The sequence below is a fragment of the Pseudomonas caspiana genome, assembly GCF_002158995.1.
In the GTDB taxonomy this organism is placed as follows: domain Bacteria; phylum Pseudomonadota; class Gammaproteobacteria; order Pseudomonadales; family Pseudomonadaceae; genus Aquipseudomonas; species Aquipseudomonas caspiana.
The window spans coordinates 68317-84626 of the sequence record NZ_LOHF01000013.1; the positions used below are offsets into that span (position 1 = coordinate 68317).

The following is a 16310-nucleotide window of genomic DNA, read 5'->3' on the forward strand; positions in this document are numbered from 1 at the left end:
CCCACGAGAGCCGCGCAGCACATTAATTCTGCGGTGATACCCGCCCCAAAAAACTGCTAGCAGACTTGTACTGAAAGACGCCGTTTGTAAATGCGATACATGCTGTCGTGTAAAGCCTCACTCATCAAGTTCGGCAGAAACTTCTTTAGCCAGCTCAATGAAAGCGCGCACCGCTGCGCTCTCAAAGGCGTCTTTGCGTCGCATAAGGGCGGCGGTCCGCTGCAAGCGCTTCGGCTCCAATGCGATTGCCACTAGATCGTCGTGGGCCAGAGTGATTTTGGCCGGCAATAAGGTCGCCAGATTTGTCCGGCGAACGATTTCGATCACCGCGCCAAGCGCGTTGGCTTCCATCTGCACCTTGGGGCGAATCGCATGCTTGCGACAGTAACGGTCGATCTGTTCGCGAGTGGCAAACTCTTCACTAAGCAGAACCAGAGACTCGGCGCTCAAGCCCTGCAATCCAATGAATTTCTTGTCGGCCAAGCGGTGTTTGCGGCTCACCACTAAAGCCATGGTTTCTTTCAGCAAAGGGATGGCGTCAATATCCGGTGTGTTTATTTCATCGAACGCGATTCCCACGTCCAACTCTCCCACCAAAAGCAGCTCCTCGATGCGCTCTTGGGAAAGCTCCCTCAGGTTGAGAGTAATTTTTGGGTATCGAGAGTGAAATGCCTCGATCACGGGCCCAATCAGATAGGTCGTAAACGTCGGCGTCACGGCCACTCGTAGTGAACCGCGACTGAGGTCGCTCACGTCATGAATGGCGCTTTTAGCTTCGCGCAACTCCTGATACGCACGGCGTGCATACACCAAATAAACGTCTCCCGCGTCGGTCAGGCGCGTCCTGCGACCTGAGCGGTCAAATAATTGAGCTCCGAGGCTTTCTTCCAACTGCCTTACCTGCTGGGAAAGGGCTGGCTGAGATACGTGCAGCGCGGCTGCGGCCTTTGTGAAGCTGAGGTGTTCCGCAACCGCAAGAAAATATTGGATATGTCGAGCCAGCATGCTTTACCCATAAGATAATCTGATAAAACTCATAATAAATGAGACTTTTACCTTATGCCATGCGTTGCTTAATCTCTGTTTCACACCCAGCTAACAATGAGACAGCAAACATGAAAGCGATCATCGACGGTTTTCTAAAATTCCAAAAAAACGCTTTTCCTGAGCGGGTAAAATTGTTCAAGGACTTGGCTAACCAGCAAGCCCCGAAGGCGCTGTTCATTTCCTGCTCCGACAGCCGACTGGTGCCTGAACTGGTCACCCAACGCGAGCCGGGTGATCTGTTTGTAATCCGCAACGCCGGCAACATCGTCCCCTCCTACGGCCCAGAGCCGGGCGGCGTTTCGGCCTCCGTTGAATACGCGGTGGCCGGTCTCAACGTCGCTGACATCGTCATCTGTGGCCACTCCGACTGCGGCGCGATGACCGCCATTGCCACCTGCAAGTGCCTGGATCACATGCCGGCTGTAGCCGGCTGGTTGCGATACGCCGACTCCGCCAAGGTGGTGAACGAAGCCCGCCAGCACCCGGACAAGCCAAGCAAAGTCGCTTCCATGGTGCGCGAAAACGTCATCGCGCAACTGGCCAACATCCAGACCCACCCATCAGTTCGCCTGGCGCTTGAAGAGGGCCGCGTGACCCTGCATGGCTGGATCTACGACATTGAAACCGGACGCATCGATGCCTTTGATGGAAGCACCAGAACTTTCGTGTCCCTCGCAGAGAACCCAGAAGTCCATGCCGTTTCCCAGCAAGCAAGGCGCGTCGCCTGAAACCTTTACCTACACCCTTACCCACCGAGGAGATTCACCATGATCCAGACTCAAGCTACCCGTACCGCTCGTCAGGAACTGACTGAAACCATCATTCTGGCAAAGGCCCGCAGGGACCTCTCCTTCGCACAGATTGTTGAGGGCACCGGCCTGTCCGAGGCGTTCGTCACTGCTGCTCTGCTTGGCCAGCATCCGCTGCCTGCCGACGCCGCGAAAGTCGTGGGCAAAAAGCTCGACCTCGATGCCGATGAAGTCGCTCTGCTGCAAACGATGCCTATTCGCGGCAGCTTTTTTGAAGGTATCCCGAGCGACCCAACCATCTACCGCTTCTACGAAATGATGTCGGTCTACGGCACCACCCTCAAAGCGCTAGTCCACGAGAAGTTCGGCGACGGCATCATCAGCGCCATCAACTTCAAGCTGGACATTAAGAAGGTTGAAGACCCGGACGGTGGCCATCGCGCTGTGATCACTCTGGATGGCAAATACCTGCCTACCAAGCCTTTCTGATGTGAATCAACCCGGCGTCTGACGACGTCGGGTCATACCCAACCCTTTATTACGACTGAGCACCACTTAAGTGCTTCGGCCTTCTCACGCCCTCAATAAGGTGATTGCTATGAAACTGTTACTTGTATTGTTCCTCAGCTGCATCGGATCTGTCGCCATGGCTGATGAAGCTCCGCAGACCGCACAAGCGAAGGTTGAACCCTACCGTTATTCTCAAGACCTGGATATCGCCCACGTGGTGGGGATCACGGACTTACCTAACGCCTGCGCTGTAGTGCCGATGCAGATGACTTACGACGATTCCAAGGGCAACCGGCACATCATGGAATACCACGTGTTGGGTAGTGGTTGTACGAACTAAACCAAAGTCGACACATCTGCGTGATGGCCAGTTTGGTAACAACGCTGACGGCAACATGGCCGCGGCGGCTGCGATCAAGGCCAAAAGTGGGCGGGAGGCCGTAACCCAAACTGTCCGCGGCATCCTCCCGCTGCTGGACAAGGGTTAATGACTAGCCTACCACTGAGTTGCTGACTCAGCGCATGCAGGAGCATGAAGAGCCTGCGCGGATGCTCGAAGGTAAGTGATTGCTTCAGAGGGCAACATGAGTGCCACCCACTTGTTTCCTTCGAGCTTTATACGGCCGCCCTGCGATGCCCCTGTCTGATTCTCTCTCGATAGTAAGTTCCGAGCATCAGCGTCTTGATATATCGGAGCTGTGGATAACTTATTCCACGGTCACTGACTTGGCCAAGTTACGTGGCTGGTCAACGTCCGTCCCCTTCAATACCGCTACGTAATACGAAAGCAGTTGCAACGGGATGGTGTAGAGGATCGGTGCCAAGGCGTCGACGATGTGCGGCATCGCGATGACGTGGGTGCCTTCGCCATTGCTCATACCGGCTTGTTCGTCAGCGAAGACGATCAGCTCACCGCCACGGGCGCGTACTTCCTGCAGGTTGGATTTCAGCTTTTCCAGCAGCTCGTTGTTCGGTGCAACGGTGACCACCGGCATATCGCTGTCGACCAACGCCAAAGGACCGTGCTTAAGCTCGCCTGCCGGGTAGGCTTCGGCGTGGATGTAAGAGATCTCTTTGAGTTTGAGTGCACCTTCCATGGCTACCGGGAACTGAGCGCCACGGCCCAGGAACAGGGTGTGGTTCTTCTCGGCGAACAACTCGGCGACTTTCTCGACCGTGCTGTCCATGGCCAATGCTTCACCAAGACGAGTCGGCAGGCGGCGTAACTCTTCAACCAGCTCGGCTTCAACGCCTTCGGCCAATGTACCTTGAACCTGACCCAGAGACAGGGTCAGCAACAACAGTGCGACCAGTTGGGTGGTAAAGGCTTTGGTCGACGCTACGCCGATTTCAGGACCGGCCTGGGTCAGCAATGTCAGGTCGGACTCGCGAACCAGCGAGCTGATGCTGACGTTACAAATGGCGAGGCTGGCCAGGAAGCCCAGCTCCTTGGCGTTGCGCAGTGCGGCCAGGGTGTCAGCGGTTTCGCCGGACTGGGAAATCGAGACGAACAGGGTATCCGGCTGTACCACTACCTTGCGATAACGGAACTCACTGGCAACTTCCACCTGGCATGGGATGCCTGCCAGCCCTTCCAGCCAGTAACGCGCGACCATGCCTGCGTGGTAGCTGGTACCGCAGGCAACGATTTGCACATTACGCACTTTGGCGAACAGTTCAGCCGCTTGTGGACCAAACGCCTGCACCAACACTTGTTGCTGACCCAGGCGGCCTTCAAGTGTGCGCTGCACGACTTTCGGCTGCTCGTGGATTTCCTTGAGCATGAAGTGGCGGAACTCGCCTTTGTCAGCAGCCTCTGCGCCTTCACGGTATTGCACGATTTCACGCTCAACCGGCAAACCATCCGCAGCCCAGATCTGCACGCTTTCACGACGGATTTCAGCGATATCGCCTTCTTCCAGATACATGAAACGGTCGGTGACCTGACGCAACGCCATTTGGTCGGACGCGAGGAAGTTTTCCCCAAGGCCCAAACCCACCACCAGCGGACTGCCGCTGCGGGCGGCTATCAGCCGGTCAGGCTGTTTGGCACTGATCACTGCCAGACCGTATGCGCCGTGCAGCTCTTTTACAGCCGCTTTCAACGCAACGGTCAGGTCAGGGGTGTCTTTGAGTTTGTGGTGCAACAAGTGGACGATGACTTCGGTGTCAGTGTCGGAAACGAATACATAGCCCAAGCCCTTGAGGCGCTCGCGCAATGGCTCATGGTTCTCGATGATGCCGTTGTGGACAACTGCCAGTTCGTCACCGGAAAAGTGCGGGTGGGCATTGCGTTCACAAGGTGCACCGTGGGTAGCCCAACGGGTGTGGGCGATACCGAGACGGCCCAGCAATGGCTCACCTGCCAGTGCCTGCTCCAGTTCGCTGACCTTGCCAGAACGACGGCGGCGATCAAGCACACCGGCGTTATTGAACACCGCGACGCCCGCGCTATCGTAACCACGATATTCCAGACGCTTGAGTCCTTCTACCAAGATGGCGGTGACGTTGCGTTCAGCGACTGCGCCGACAATTCCACACATAAGTTTCTCCTAGCTGACAGCGGCACAAATCAGGGTTATGCCGCGGGCTTGTATCTGTTCGCGCGCCTCAAGTGGCAGGCGATCATCAGTAATCAGGGTATGGATACTGCTCCAGGGCAGCTCCAGATTGGGTATCTTGCGACCTACTTTGTCCGCCTCGACCATCACCACCACCTCGCGGGCAACTTCAGCCATGACGCGGCTCAGCCCCAGTAACTCGTTGAAAGTGGTGGTACCGCGAGACAGATCGATGCCATCGGCACCAATGAATAACTGATCAAAATCGTAGGAGCGCAGTACTTGTTCTGCGACCTGCCCCTGGAAAGACTCCGAGTGCGGGTCCCAGGTACCACCGGTCATCAACAGAACAGGCTCGTGCTCCAGTTCGCTCAGCGCACTGGCGACATGCAGGGAATTGGTCATGACCACCAAGCCCGGCTGCTGGCCGAGTTCGGGGATCAACGCCGCCGTGGTGCTGCCACTGTCGACGATGATCCGCGCATGCTCCCGAATCCGCTTCACTGCCGCACGGGCGATGGCTTGCTTGTACTTGGAGACGGGCTGCGAGTTCTCGCCAATCAGTTCCTGAGGCAAGGTGATCGCGCCTCCGTAGCGACGCAATAGCAACCCATTGCTTTCGAGTGCCGCCAGATCCTTGCGAACCGTAACTTCGGAAGTTTCGAAGCGCTTGGCCAATTCATCCACGCTCACCTCACCCTGCTCGCTGAGCAACGCAAGGATGTTGTGACGTCGTTGAGGTGTATTGCGTTTCGACATGAGAGACTTAAGTTTCGATTCGGAAGATAACAGCGGCAATCAAAACCTATTCGAAGATAGTCGTCAAGCGTTGATGTGCCGACTCTTGGTAAGGCATCACATCAAATGGTGGATTTGAAATGCATACTCTGTAGGAGCGCACGGAGGTTACGACGGCCGCGACCGCGGTGTGTCAGGCAGAGCGCAATCGCTGCCTCACGTTGCTCATGAGCTCCTACAGAGAGCCAGTTACCGCTCTGTGGATAACTTCAGTCTTTCTTTATTTTAACCGGGCGCTTCCAGCCTTCGATGTTGCGCTGGCGGGCGCGAGCGACGCCTAACTGTTCGGCCGGGATATCCTGATTGATAGTCGAGCCTGCTGCCGTAGTGGCGCCTGACGAGATATCCACAGGGGCAACCAACGAGTTATTGGAGCCGATGAATACGTCTTCACCAAGCACAGTCTTGTGCTTGTTCGCGCCGTCGTAGTTACAGGTGATCGTACCGGCACCGATGTTAGTGCGCGCGCCGATTTCAGCGTCGCCCAGATAGGTCAGATGCCCGGCCTTGGCACCTTCACCCAGACGAGCATTCTTGAGCTCTACAAAGTTACCCACATGGGCTTTAGCTCCCAAGACGCTGCCGGGACGCAAACGAGCGAATGGACCGGCGTCGCTGCCCTCGCCCATGATTGCGCCGTCCAGATGACTATTGGCCTTGACCACCACACCTTTGCGCAAGGTGCTGTCTTTGATGACGCAGTTCGGGCCAATGACCACGTCATCTTCAATGATGACCCGGCCTTCGAGGATGACGTTGATGTCGATAAGCACATCGCGCCCCACTGTCACGTCGCCGCGCACATCAAAACGGGCCGGATCGCGCAGCGTTACGCCCAGCGCCATCAAGCGTCGAGCTTCGCGCAGCTGATAGTGGCGCTCCAGCTCAGCCAGTTGTTTGCGGTCGTTGGCGCCTTGAACTTCCATGGCGTCGTGAGGCTGCTCAGTAGCAACCACCAGACCATCATTAACTGCCATGGCGATCACATCAGTCAGGTAATACTCGCCTTGAGCATTGTTATTCGATAGCCGTCCCAGCCAATCCGCCAGGCGCTTGCCTGGGACGGCGAGAATGCCGGTGTTGCCTTCGGTGATAGCCTTCTGGGCTTCTGTCGCGTCTTTGTGCTCGACGATGGCACGCACACGGTTCTGCTCGTCGCGCACGATGCGGCCGTAGCCGGTCGGATCGTCAAGGTTGACGGTCAGCAGACCCAGCTGTTCGCCATTGACCTGCTTCAACAGGCGCTGCAGCGTTTCAACTTCAATGAGCGGCACATCGCCGTAGAGAATCAGCACGGTTTCGGCGGTCAGCTCCGGCAGTGCCTGAGCCACAGCGTGTCCTGTGCCCAACTGCTTGTCTTGCATGACGAAATTCAGATCGTCGGCGGCCAAACGCTCACGGACGATATCCGCACCATGACCAATCACCACGTGGATACGCTGCGGCGATAATTGCCGAGCGCTGTGGATAACATGGCCAAGCATTGAGTCACCGGCAACAGGATGCAGAACTTTCGGGAGTGCCGAGCGCATGCGAGTGCCTTGGCCTGCCGCGAGAATAACGATATCAAGAGACATGGGATTTCCAACTGAGGCGCGCCGCGTCACTTATCCACAAGCGTCGGCAGATCCTGAAAAAAGAAAAAGGGTAGCCGAGGCTACCCTTTTTCTCAATCGCGCAGAAGACGACGGGGTTAGCCGCCGAACTTCTTGCGAATTTGCTGAACGGTACGCAGCTGGGCTGCGGCCTCGGCCAGACGAGCAGTCGCAGATCCGTAATCGAAATCTGCGCCTTTTTCGTTCAGGGCCTTCTCGGCTGCCTTTACGGCCGCCTGAGCAGAGGCTTCGTCCAAGTCATCAGCACGTTGCACAGTGTCGGCAAGCACCTTGACCATGTTCGGTTGAACCTCGAGGAAACCACCCGAGATGTAAAACACCTCGGCTGCTCCGCCCTGCTTGATCAAGCGGATCGGACCTGGTTTCAGATCAGTGATCAGCGGCGCGTGGCCTGGAGCGATACCGATATCACCCAGGTTACCGTGCGCAATCACCATCTCGACCAGACCGGAGAAAATTTCTCCTTCCGCGCTGACGATATCGCAATGGACTGTTATAGCCATTTGCTTGCCTCGACCTGATTAGCGCCCGTTGCCGGGCGCTGGGATTACAGTTTCTTGGCTTTCTCGATCGCTTCTTCGATGCCGCCGACCATGTAGAACGCTTGTTCTGGCAGGTGGTCGTAGTCACCGTTGAGGATGCCTTTGAAGCCAGCAATGGTGTCTTTCAGGGAAACGTATTTACCCGATGCACCAGTGAAGACTTCAGCCACGAAGAACGGTTGCGACAGGAAGCGCTGGATCTTACGAGCACGGTTAACCAACTGTTTGTCGGTCTCCGACAGCTCGTCCATACCCAGGATCGCAATGATGTCCTTCAGCTCTTTGTAGCGCTGCAACACGTACTGAACGCCGCGAGCGGTGTCGTAGTGTTCCTGGCCGATAACGTTCGGGTCCAGCTGGCGCGAAGTCGAATCCAGTGGATCTACCGCTGGGTAGATACCCAGGGAGGCGATGTCACGGGACAGTACGACGGTTGCGTCCAAGTGGGCAAACGTGGTCGCTGGCGACGGGTCAGTCAAGTCATCCGCTGGTACGTATACGGCCTGGATGGAAGTGATCGAACCGTTTTTGGTGGAAGTGATGCGCTCTTGCAGAGTACCCATCTCTTCAGCCAGGGTCGGCTGGTAACCTACTGCGGAAGGCATACGGCCCAGCAGTGCGGATACTTCAGTACCGGCCAGTGTGTAACGGTAGATGTTGTCGACGAACAGCAGAACGTCGTTACCTTCGTCACGGAACTTCTCGGCCATGGTCAGGCCAGTCAGTGCTACGCGCAGACGGTTACCCGGCGGCTCGTTCATCTGACCGTAAACCAGTGCCACTTTGTCCAGAACGTTGGAATCCTTCATCTCGTGGTAGAAGTCGTTACCCTCACGAGTACGCTCACCCACACCGGCGAACACGGAATAACCGCTGTGCTCGATGGCGATGTTACGGATCAGTTCCATCATGTTTACGGTTTTGCCTACACCGGCACCACCGAACAGACCGACTTTACCACCCTTGGCGAACGGGCAAACCAGGTCGATAACCTTGATGCCTGTTTCCAGCAGATCGTTGCCACCAGCTTGTTCAGCGAAGGACGGCGCAGCACGGTGAATGCCCCAGCGTTCTTCGGTGTCGATCGGGCCAGCTTCGTCGATCGGGTTGCCCAGCACGTCCATGATCCGGCCCAGAGTCGCTTTACCGACTGGTACGGAGATGGCTTTGCCAGAGTCTGAAACTTCCAGACCACGCTTCAAGCCCTCGGTGGAGCCCATCGCAATGGTACGAACCACGCCGTCGCCCAGCTGCTGCTGAACTTCCAGGGTGGTCCCTGCCGCGCTTTTGACTTCCAGCGCGTTGTAGATGCTCGGTACGCTATCGCGTGGGAATTCCACGTCGATCACGGCGCCGATGATTTGAACGATACGTCCGCTACTCATTAGCTGGTTCCTCTAATATTTGAACCGTTAAACCGCGGCAGCGCCGCCGACGATTTCCGAGATCTCTTGGGTGATCGCTGCCTGACGCGCCTTGTTGTAGATCAGCTGCAAATCACTGATCAAATCACCGGCGTTGTCTGTGGCGTTCTTCATCGCGATCATCCGCGCTGCTTGTTCAGCTGCGTTGTTCTCGACCACCGCCTGGTACACCTGCGACTCAACGTAGCGAACCATCAAGCCGTCAAGCAGCTCTTTGGCATCGGGTTCGTAGAGATAGTCCCAGTGGTGCTTGAGTTTCTGATCCGGGGTTGCCACCAGCGGAATCAATTGCTCCACTGTTGGCTGCTGGGTCATGGTGTTGATGAACTTGTTGGATACCACGGACAGGCGATCAATACGGCCATCCAGGTAGGCATCCAGCATCACCTTGACGCTGCCGATCAAATCATTGATCGACGGCTCTTCGCCCAAGTGGCTGATCGCAGCGACGACGTTACCGCCGAAGTTGCGGAAAAATGCCGCACCTTTGCTGCCAACCACGCACAGATCGATCTCTACGCCGTTTTCACGGTTTACCGCCATGTCCTTGACCAGAGCCTTGAACAGGTTGGTATTCAAGCCACCGCACAGACCACGGTCACTGCTCACTACGACATAGCCGACACGCTTTACAGCGCGCTCGACCATGAACGGGTGGCGGTATTCCGGGTTAGCGTTGGCAAGATGACCAATCACCTGGCGGATGCGCTCCGCGTAAGGACGGCTAGCAGCCATGCGCATTTGAGCCTTGCGCATTTTGCTGACCGCCACTTTTTCCATGGCGCTGGTGATCTTTTGCGTGCTTTTGATGCTCGCAATCTTGCTGCGAATCTCTTTTGCGCCTGCCATGTAACACCTATCAGGTTAGCAAGCGGGAGCCTTGCGGCCCCCGCTGCGGCTTACCAGGTTTGGGTGGCCTTGAACTTCTCGATACCGGCTTTCATGCCAGCGTCGATTTCGTCATTGAAGTCACCCTTCACGTTGATCTTCGCCATCAAATCGGCGTGATCGCGGTTGAAGTAAGCAATCAGCGCTTGTTCAAAGCTGCCAATCTTGGCGATTTCGATGTCGGTCAGGAACCCACGCTCAGCGGCATACAGCGACAGCGCCATGTCAGCAATCGACATTGGTGCGTATTGCTTCTGCTTCATCAGCTCGGTAACGCGCTGACCATGCTCAAGTTGCTTACGGGTCGCTTCGTCCAGGTCAGAAGCAAACTGGGCAAATGCTGCCAGTTCACGGTACTGAGCCAGAGCGGTACGGATACCACCGGAGAGCTTCTTGATGATCTTGGTCTGAGCGGCACCACCCACACGGGATACCGAAACACCGGCGTTCACTGCTGGACGGATGCCAGAGTTGAACATGGCCGATTCCAGGAAGATCTGACCGTCGGTGATGGAAATCACGTTGGTCGGAACGAACGCGGAAACGTCGCCAGCCTGAGTTTCGATGATCGGCAATGCGGTCAGGGAACCGGTTTTGCCGGTCACTGCGCCGTTGGTGAACTTCTCTACGTACTCTTCGGAAACACGCGATGCGCGCTCCAGCAGACGGGAGTGGAGATAGAACACGTCGCCTGGGTAAGCTTCACGGCCTGGTGGACGGCGCAGCAGCAGGGAAATCTGGCGGTAAGCCACTGCTTGCTTGGACAGATCGTCATAAACGATCAGCGCGTCTTCACCGCGGTCGCGGAAGAATTCACCCATGGTGCAACCCGAGTACGGTGCAAGGAATTGCAGCGCAGCGGATTCAGAAGCACTTGCAGCCACGACGATGGTGTTAGCCAGTGCGCCGTTTTCTTCAAGCTTGCGAACAACGTTGGCGATGGTCGATTGTTTCTGACCGATTGCTACGTATACGCAGAAGATGCCGCTGTCTTTCTGGTTGATGATCGCGTCGATGGCCAGAGCGGTTTTACCGATCTGACGGTCACCGATGATCAGCTCACGCTGGCCACGGCCGACTGGAATCATGGCATCGACAGCCTTGTAGCCAGTCTGTACAGGCTGGTCTACCGACTTACGCCAGATCACGCCTGGAGCAACTTTCTCGACCGCATCGGTCTCGGTGTTGTTCAGCGGACCTTTGCCGTCAACTGGGTTACCCAGTGCGTCGACTACGCGACCCAGCAGTTCCTTACCAACCGGAACTTCGAGGATGCGGCCAGTGCACTTGGCGCTCATGCCTTCAGCCAGAGTCGTGTATGCGCCCAATACCACAGCACCTACAGAGTCTTGCTCAAGGTTCAGCGCCATACCGTAGACGCCGCCCGGAAACTCGATCATCTCGCCGTACATTACGTCGGCCAGACCGTGAATCCGCACGATGCCGTCAGATACGCTGACGACAGTGCCTTCGTTACGGGCTTGGGAGGTTACATCGAGCTTGTCGATGCGACCCTTGATGATTTCACTTATTTCGGAAGGATTGAGTTGCTGCATTGCTCTGCTGCCCCTTCAAACTCAAGATTTCAATGCTTCGGCTAGTTGCGCGAGTTTGCCGCGAACTGAGCCATCGATAACCAGGTCGCCGGCGCGGATTACGACACCACCGATAAGGGTGGCATCCTCCGCAGCATGCAGGCGCACTTCCCGGCCGAGCCGTGCACTGAGAACCTTGGCGAGTTTGTCTTGCTGTTCTTGGTTCAATGCAAAAGCACTGGTGACATCCACATCGACCGATTTTTCCTGCTCGGCCTTGTACAGGTCGAACAGTTCGGCGATCTCCGGCAGAAGCGGGAGACGGTCGTTTTCAGCAACGACGTGAATGAAATTCTGTGCCTTGGCATCGAACTTGTCGCCACACACTTCAATAAAAGTGGTGGCCTTGTCTGCGCTCGTCAGTCGCGGGGCCTTGAGTACGCGCTGCATGGTGTCGTCTTGCGACACCGCTGCAGCCAGGCCGAGCATGGCTGACCAATTGGCCAGTTGCTGGTGGGCCTGGGCGTGCTCGAAGGCTGCCTTAGCGTAAGGTCGGGCCAACGTGGTCAGTTCTGCCATGATCGCCCTCGCTTAAATTTCAGCAGCCAGTTTATTAACCAGCTCCGCGTGCGCGTTTTGATCGATTGTGGCACCCAGGATCTTCTCCGCACCGCCGACTGCCAGGCTACCCAATTGGGCGCGCAGCGCGTCTTTGACGCCGTTCAGTTCCTGTTCGATCTCGGCCTGAGCCTGAGCCTTCACACGGTCAGCTTCGACGCGAGCCTGTTCACGGGCTTCGTCAACAATCTGAGTACCGCGTTTCTTGGCTTGCTCAATGATCTCGGCTGCCTGAGTTTTAGCTTCGCGCAGTTGATGACCCACTTTCTCTTGGGCCAACTCCAGGTCGCGAGCTGCTCGGCTGGCAGCGTCCAGTCCATCCGCGATCTTCTTCTGACGTTCGTGCAAAGCCGTAATGACCGGAGGCCAAACGTACTTCATGCAGAACAGCACAAAAATGAAGAACGCAACGGACTGGCCAATCAGGGTTGCATTAATGTTCACGCCAACACCTCGCTCGTTCGTTGTCCATCACACCAATCACCTCGAAGAATCGAGAGATTAGCCAGCGAGTTGACCAACGAAGGGGTTCGCAAAGGTGAAGAACAGAGCGATACCAACACCGATCATGGTTACGGCGTCGAGCAGACCGGCAACGATGAACATTTTAACCTGCAGCATTGGAACCATTTCTGGCTGGCGAGCTGCGCCTTCCAGGAATTTGCCGCCCAACAGGCCGAAGCCGATTGCAGTACCCAGTGCGCCCAGGCCGATCAACAGTGCAACAGCGATAGCGGTTAGACCAACTACAGTTTCCATCTTTCCTCCCGACTTTTACGTCGTATTGGTTAGGTTTTCTTAGATTAAAGCGGTAAAACAAATCGTTTTACATCAGCCTTTACGGTTTCCCGCTTGCGGCCTCCTCTCGCCGAAGCGAGAGGTACATCCAGACGCGCCAGGCGAGTCTTAATGGTTATCTTCGTGAGCCATCGACAGATACACGATGGTCAGCATCATGAAGATGAACGCCTGCAAGGTGATGATCAGGATGTGGAATACAGCCCACGCCCATTGCAGAACCACGCCCAGGCCGCTGAGCCAGAGCAGGCCGCTGCCGAACATGACGGCGATCAGGATAAACACCAGCTCGCCAGCGTACATGTTGCCGAACAGACGCAGTGCCAACGAAATCGGTTTGGCAATCAGAGTCACGAATTCAAGCAGGAAGTTCACCGGAATCAACAGCGCCTGAACAAAAATGTTCTTGCTGCCGAACGGGTGCAGGGTCAGTTCGCCGATGAAGCCGCCGATGCCCTTGACCTTGATGCTGTAGAAAATGATCAGCGCGAAGACCGACAGAGCCATGCCAAGCGTGGCGTTAGGGTCAGTAGTCGAAACAGCGCGGAAAGGAATGTGCGAATCGCCCGAGATCAGGATCGCCAACTGAGGAATCCAGTCAACTGGAACCAGGTCGACGGCGTTCATCAGGAACACCCAGACGAAAATGGTCAGCGCCAGCGGTGCAATCACCGGGCTACGACCGTGGAAGCTGTCCTTCACGCTGCCGTCTACGAAGTCGACCAGCACTTCAACGAAGTTCTGCAGCGCGCCCGGTTGACCAGAAGTTGCCTTCTTGGCGGCCATACGGAAAATCAGGACAAAAATCAGACCCAGGGCAACAGACCAGCCGAGAGTATCGACGTGGAAAGCCCAAAAGCCCATTTCCTTCGCTTCTGCAGCGGTGTGGGCAAAACCCCAGCCGCCATCTGGTAACTGACCGAAAGTCAGGTTCTGCAAGTGGTGCTGGATATAGCCCGAAGCTGTTTGCTCTGCCATGTGTGCCTCAAACGCCCTAAGGTCTCGAAAGTCTTGTTCTCATCAGCAGGGGAGCGAACCAATTGACCACCTGGATCAACATGAACACGCCGAATACCGCTATCGGCGCCAATGGCTTCACACCTGCAAAGGTCAATGCAAAAAGCACTGCCGTAAAAATCAGTTTGCCCGCCTCGCCGGCATAAAATGACCGGACTATGGCTTGCGCTGCTCTAGCCCCGGAAAACCGGAAAGCCTTATGAGCAAAGTACAAATTGGGCAGCCAGGCTATCAGGCCTCCGCACAGCCCCGAATATCCGGCTACGACTCCATGCCACTGCCACAGCGCCAGGGCTGCCAGCAGCAGGACAATAAATTGAGCCAGCAGTACCGGGAAAACCGCCAGTCGATGGAACGGCAAGCGGTTTGGCATGCGTGTCTCCATCACTACTGCTCCTCGTGCGTCGGCCGCCAAAATCAATAACTTGGCATAATTTGTGCCGACAAAATGCGCGCAGAGTATAGGGGCGGTTCAGCCCCTATTCAACCTTCAGGTAGTGATTTCCGACTACACGCTACAGTGCAATTGTTTCAGCGGATGTGGGCAAGCACACCCTGGAGCTCATCCAGCGAGTTATACCGGATCACTAACTGACCTTTGCCCTTCTGCCCATGACGAATTTGCACCGCAGAGCCCAGCCGCTCGGCGAGACGCTGTTCGAGTCGACTAATATCCGGATCGGTCTTGGCCGGCTCGGCAGCCGCAGGTTTTCCACTCAACCACTGGCGTACGAACGCTTCCGTCTGGCGAACCGTCAGACCACGTGCGACAACATGTCGCGCCCCTTCAACTTGCTGATCTTCGGGCAAACCGAGCAATGCACGGGCATGCCCCATTTCCAGATCACCATGGGAAAGCATGGTTTTGATCACATCCGGTAACGCAATCAGACGCAGCAGGTTGGCAACGCTAACCCGCGACTTGCCGACCGCGTCGGCAACTTGCTGCTGGGTAAGCTGAAATTCATGCTGCAAACGTTGTAAAGCGACTGCTTCTTCGATGGGGTTGAGATCTTCGCGCTGAATATTCTCGATCAGCGCCATGGCGATAGCGGTTTCATCCGGCACATCGCGGACCATCGCCGGGATGGTTTCCATCGCGGCTTGCTGGCTCGCACGCCAGCGACGCTCACCGGCAATGATCTCAAAACGGTTATCACCGATCGGACGCACCACAATCGGTTGCATGACACCCTGGGCCTTGATCGATTGGGCAAGCTCTTCGAGCGCCTGAGGATCCATGTCCCGACGTGGCTGATACTTGCCGCGCTGAATCAGGTCCAGCGGGATGTGCTGCAGTTCACGCTGATCGGCCTTGACGGCTTGTTCTTCGAGGGAACTGACGGTTGGACTGCTCAGAAGTGCGTCCAGCCCACGTCCGAGACCTCTTTTCTTGACGGCCATGGGGTTTCCTTAAGTTGGCTGAGCTGTGCGCGAACCGCGCCGTTGACGACGAACCATTTCCCCTGCCAGAGCAAGGTAGGCCAATGCACCACGGGAACTCTTGTCGTAAGCCAGAACCGGCATACCGAAACTCGGTGCCTCGGCCAGACGTATGTTGCGCGGGATGACGGTGTCGTACAGCTGTTCGCCGAAATGCTCTTTGAGCTGCGCAGATACGTCGTTGATCAGACTCAAACGCGGGTCGTACATGGTGCGCAGCAAACCCTCTATTTTTAGAGCCGGATTGAGCAATTCACCAATGCGCTTGATGTTATCCACAAGGTCACTGAGACCTTCCAGAGCGAAATATTCGCACTGCATGGGGATAATTACTCCGTCTGCAGCAACCAACGCATTCAACGTCAGCATCGACAATGACGGCGGGCAGTCGATCAGGATGTAATCGTAGTTTTCGCGGATCGGCGCCAGCGCATTGCGCAGACGGCTTTCCTTCATCTTCATTTCGAGCAGGTTAACTTCGGCCGCCGTCAGATCGCGGTTGGCCGGGAGCAGTTGATAACCGCCATGCTCGGAAAACTGGATCGCCTCATTCAGGTCGCATTCGCCAATCAGCAGGTCATACACCGAGTTTTCCAGGGCGTGTTTATCCACACCGCTGCCCATCGTGGCGTTGCCCTGAGGGTCGAGATCGATCAGCAGCACGCGGCGCTTGGTGGCAACCAGCGATGCTGCGAGGTTGATACAGGTGGTGGTTTTACCCACACCACCTTTTTGGTTCGCAATCGCGAATACCTTAGCCATGC

The 16310-nt window shown here is 56.2% G+C and carries 18 protein-coding genes; 3 read left to right on the top strand and 15 right to left on the bottom strand.

The window, feature by feature from the left end:
* Window positions 1–117: 117 nt before the first annotated feature.
* Window positions 118–1005: a transcriptional regulator CynR gene (gene cynR / locus AUC60_RS16030; protein WP_087269388.1), complete on the bottom strand. Its 888-nt coding sequence runs from the start codon at window positions 1003–1005 to the stop codon at window positions 118–120.
* A 110-nt stretch (window positions 1006–1115) separates the two neighbouring features.
* On the opposite strand from cynR, the gene AUC60_RS16035 reads away from it, so the two are divergent.
* From AUC60_RS16035 to AUC60_RS16045, 3 genes are all read left to right on the top strand, one after another.
* Window positions 1116–1775, top strand: coding sequence for a carbonic anhydrase (locus AUC60_RS16035; RefSeq protein ID WP_087269391.1), 660 nt, complete (start codon window positions 1116–1118; stop codon window positions 1773–1775).
* A 39-nt stretch (window positions 1776–1814) separates the two neighbouring features.
* On the top strand, window positions 1815–2285 hold the full coding sequence (gene cynS, locus AUC60_RS16040) for a cyanase (RefSeq protein ID WP_087269395.1): 471 nt from the start codon (window positions 1815–1817) through the stop codon (window positions 2283–2285).
* 109 nt (window positions 2286–2394) lie between these two features.
* Window positions 2395–2646: a DUF2790 domain-containing protein gene (locus AUC60_RS16045; RefSeq protein ID WP_087269398.1), complete on the top strand. Its 252-nt coding sequence runs from the start codon at window positions 2395–2397 to the stop codon at window positions 2644–2646.
* 367 nt (window positions 2647–3013) lie between these two features.
* Here the strand turns inward: AUC60_RS16045 and glmS are convergent, their stop codons facing one another.
* The 14 genes from glmS to AUC60_RS16115 form a co-directional block, all read right to left on the bottom strand.
* Entirely contained in the window at window positions 3014–4849 is a 1836-nt protein-coding gene (glmS, locus tag AUC60_RS16050) for a glutamine--fructose-6-phosphate transaminase (isomerizing) (RefSeq protein WP_087269402.1), read from the bottom strand.
* A gap of 9 nt (window positions 4850–4858) precedes the next feature.
* On the bottom strand, window positions 4859–5626 hold the full coding sequence (locus tag AUC60_RS16055; protein ID WP_087269405.1) for a DeoR/GlpR family DNA-binding transcription regulator: 768 nt from the start codon (window positions 5624–5626) through the stop codon (window positions 4859–4861).
* Window positions 5627–5874: 248 nt separating this feature from the next.
* Window positions 5875–7242: a bifunctional UDP-N-acetylglucosamine diphosphorylase/glucosamine-1-phosphate N-acetyltransferase GlmU gene (gene glmU, locus AUC60_RS16060; RefSeq protein ID WP_087269409.1), complete on the bottom strand. Its 1368-nt coding sequence runs from the start codon at window positions 7240–7242 to the stop codon at window positions 5875–5877.
* A gap of 116 nt (window positions 7243–7358) precedes the next feature.
* A complete protein-coding gene (locus AUC60_RS16065; RefSeq protein ID WP_027901597.1) occupies window positions 7359–7784 on the bottom strand; it encodes a F0F1 ATP synthase subunit epsilon in 426 nt (141 codons plus the stop codon).
* 44 nt (window positions 7785–7828) lie between these two features.
* Window positions 7829–9208 carry a F0F1 ATP synthase subunit beta gene (atpD, locus tag AUC60_RS16070; RefSeq protein WP_087269412.1) on the bottom strand — a complete coding sequence of 460 codons (1380 nt, stop codon included), beginning with the start codon at window positions 9206–9208 and terminating at the stop codon, window positions 7829–7831.
* A 27-nt stretch (window positions 9209–9235) separates the two neighbouring features.
* Entirely contained in the window at window positions 9236–10096 is an 861-nt protein-coding gene (gene atpG / locus AUC60_RS16075; protein WP_087269415.1) for a F0F1 ATP synthase subunit gamma, read from the bottom strand.
* Between the two features lie 50 nt (window positions 10097–10146).
* On the bottom strand, window positions 10147–11691 hold the full coding sequence (gene atpA / locus AUC60_RS16080; protein ID WP_032628510.1) for a F0F1 ATP synthase subunit alpha: 1545 nt from the start codon (window positions 11689–11691) through the stop codon (window positions 10147–10149).
* 21 nt (window positions 11692–11712) lie between these two features.
* Window positions 11713–12249: a F0F1 ATP synthase subunit delta gene (locus AUC60_RS16085; protein ID WP_027901593.1), complete on the bottom strand. Its 537-nt coding sequence runs from the start codon at window positions 12247–12249 to the stop codon at window positions 11713–11715.
* A gap of 12 nt (window positions 12250–12261) precedes the next feature.
* Complete coding sequence (locus tag AUC60_RS16090; RefSeq protein WP_087269418.1) at window positions 12262–12732, bottom strand: F0F1 ATP synthase subunit B; 471 nt, start codon at window positions 12730–12732, stop codon at window positions 12262–12264.
* 57 nt (window positions 12733–12789) lie between these two features.
* Complete coding sequence (gene atpE, locus AUC60_RS16095) at window positions 12790–13047, bottom strand: F0F1 ATP synthase subunit C (RefSeq protein WP_002555987.1); 258 nt, start codon at window positions 13045–13047, stop codon at window positions 12790–12792.
* 147 nt (window positions 13048–13194) lie between these two features.
* The gene (atpB, locus tag AUC60_RS16100; protein WP_027901591.1) at window positions 13195–14064 is read right to left on the bottom strand and encodes a F0F1 ATP synthase subunit A; all 870 of its coding nucleotides are present in this window, start codon (window positions 14062–14064) and stop codon (window positions 13195–13197) included.
* A gap of 16 nt (window positions 14065–14080) precedes the next feature.
* Window positions 14081–14488, bottom strand: a complete 408-nt coding sequence (locus AUC60_RS16105; RefSeq protein WP_087269420.1) for a F0F1 ATP synthase subunit I — start codon at window positions 14486–14488, stop codon at window positions 14081–14083.
* Between the two features lie 146 nt (window positions 14489–14634).
* Window positions 14635–15507, bottom strand: a complete 873-nt coding sequence (locus AUC60_RS16110; protein ID WP_087269423.1) for a ParB/RepB/Spo0J family partition protein — start codon at window positions 15505–15507, stop codon at window positions 14635–14637.
* A 9-nt stretch (window positions 15508–15516) separates the two neighbouring features.
* A complete protein-coding gene (locus tag AUC60_RS16115) occupies window positions 15517–16308 on the bottom strand; it encodes a ParA family protein (RefSeq protein ID WP_087269426.1) in 792 nt (263 codons plus the stop codon).
* Window positions 16309–16310 lie beyond the last annotated feature (2 nt).

Bases quoted from the DNA above. Each gene is read 5' to 3' on its own strand.
- glmS (WP_087269402.1), bottom strand. From the start codon at position 4,849: ATGTGTGGAATTGTCGGCGCAGTCGCTGAACGCAACGTCACCGCCATC.
- AUC60_RS16110 (WP_087269423.1), bottom strand. From the start codon at position 15,507: ATGGCCGTCAAGAAAAGAGGTCTCGGACGTGGGCTGGACGCACTTCTG.
- glmU (WP_087269409.1), bottom strand. From the start codon at position 7,242: ATGTCTCTTGATATCGTTATTCTCGCGGCAGGCCAAGGCACTCGCATG.
- AUC60_RS16085 (WP_027901593.1), bottom strand. From the start codon at position 12,249: ATGGCAGAACTGACCACGTTGGCCCGACCTTACGCTAAGGCAGCCTTC.
- atpA (WP_032628510.1), bottom strand. From the start codon at position 11,691: ATGCAGCAACTCAATCCTTCCGAAATAAGTGAAATCATCAAGGGTCGC.
- atpG (WP_087269415.1), bottom strand. From the start codon at position 10,096: ATGGCAGGCGCAAAAGAGATTCGCAGCAAGATTGCGAGCATCAAAAGC.
- atpD (WP_087269412.1), bottom strand. From the start codon at position 9,208: ATGAGTAGCGGACGTATCGTTCAAATCATCGGCGCCGTGATCGACGTG.
- cynR (WP_087269388.1), bottom strand. From the start codon at position 1,005: ATGCTGGCTCGACATATCCAATATTTTCTTGCGGTTGCGGAACACCTC.
- AUC60_RS16105 (WP_087269420.1), bottom strand. From the start codon at position 14,488: ATGGAGACACGCATGCCAAACCGCTTGCCGTTCCATCGACTGGCGGTT.
- AUC60_RS16055 (WP_087269405.1), bottom strand. From the start codon at position 5,626: ATGTCGAAACGCAATACACCTCAACGACGTCACAACATCCTTGCGTTG.
- atpB (WP_027901591.1), bottom strand. From the start codon at position 14,064: ATGGCAGAGCAAACAGCTTCGGGCTATATCCAGCACCACTTGCAGAAC.
- AUC60_RS16035 (WP_087269391.1), top strand. From the start codon at position 1,116: ATGAAAGCGATCATCGACGGTTTTCTAAAATTCCAAAAAAACGCTTTT.
- cynS (WP_087269395.1), top strand. From the start codon at position 1,815: ATGATCCAGACTCAAGCTACCCGTACCGCTCGTCAGGAACTGACTGAA.
- AUC60_RS16045 (WP_087269398.1), top strand. From the start codon at position 2,395: ATGAAACTGTTACTTGTATTGTTCCTCAGCTGCATCGGATCTGTCGCC.
- atpE (WP_002555987.1), bottom strand. From the start codon at position 13,047: ATGGAAACTGTAGTTGGTCTAACCGCTATCGCTGTTGCACTGTTGATC.
- AUC60_RS16065 (WP_027901597.1), bottom strand. From the start codon at position 7,784: ATGGCTATAACAGTCCATTGCGATATCGTCAGCGCGGAAGGAGAAATT.
- AUC60_RS16115 (WP_087269426.1), bottom strand. From the start codon at position 16,308: ATGGCTAAGGTATTCGCGATTGCGAACCAAAAAGGTGGTGTGGGTAAA.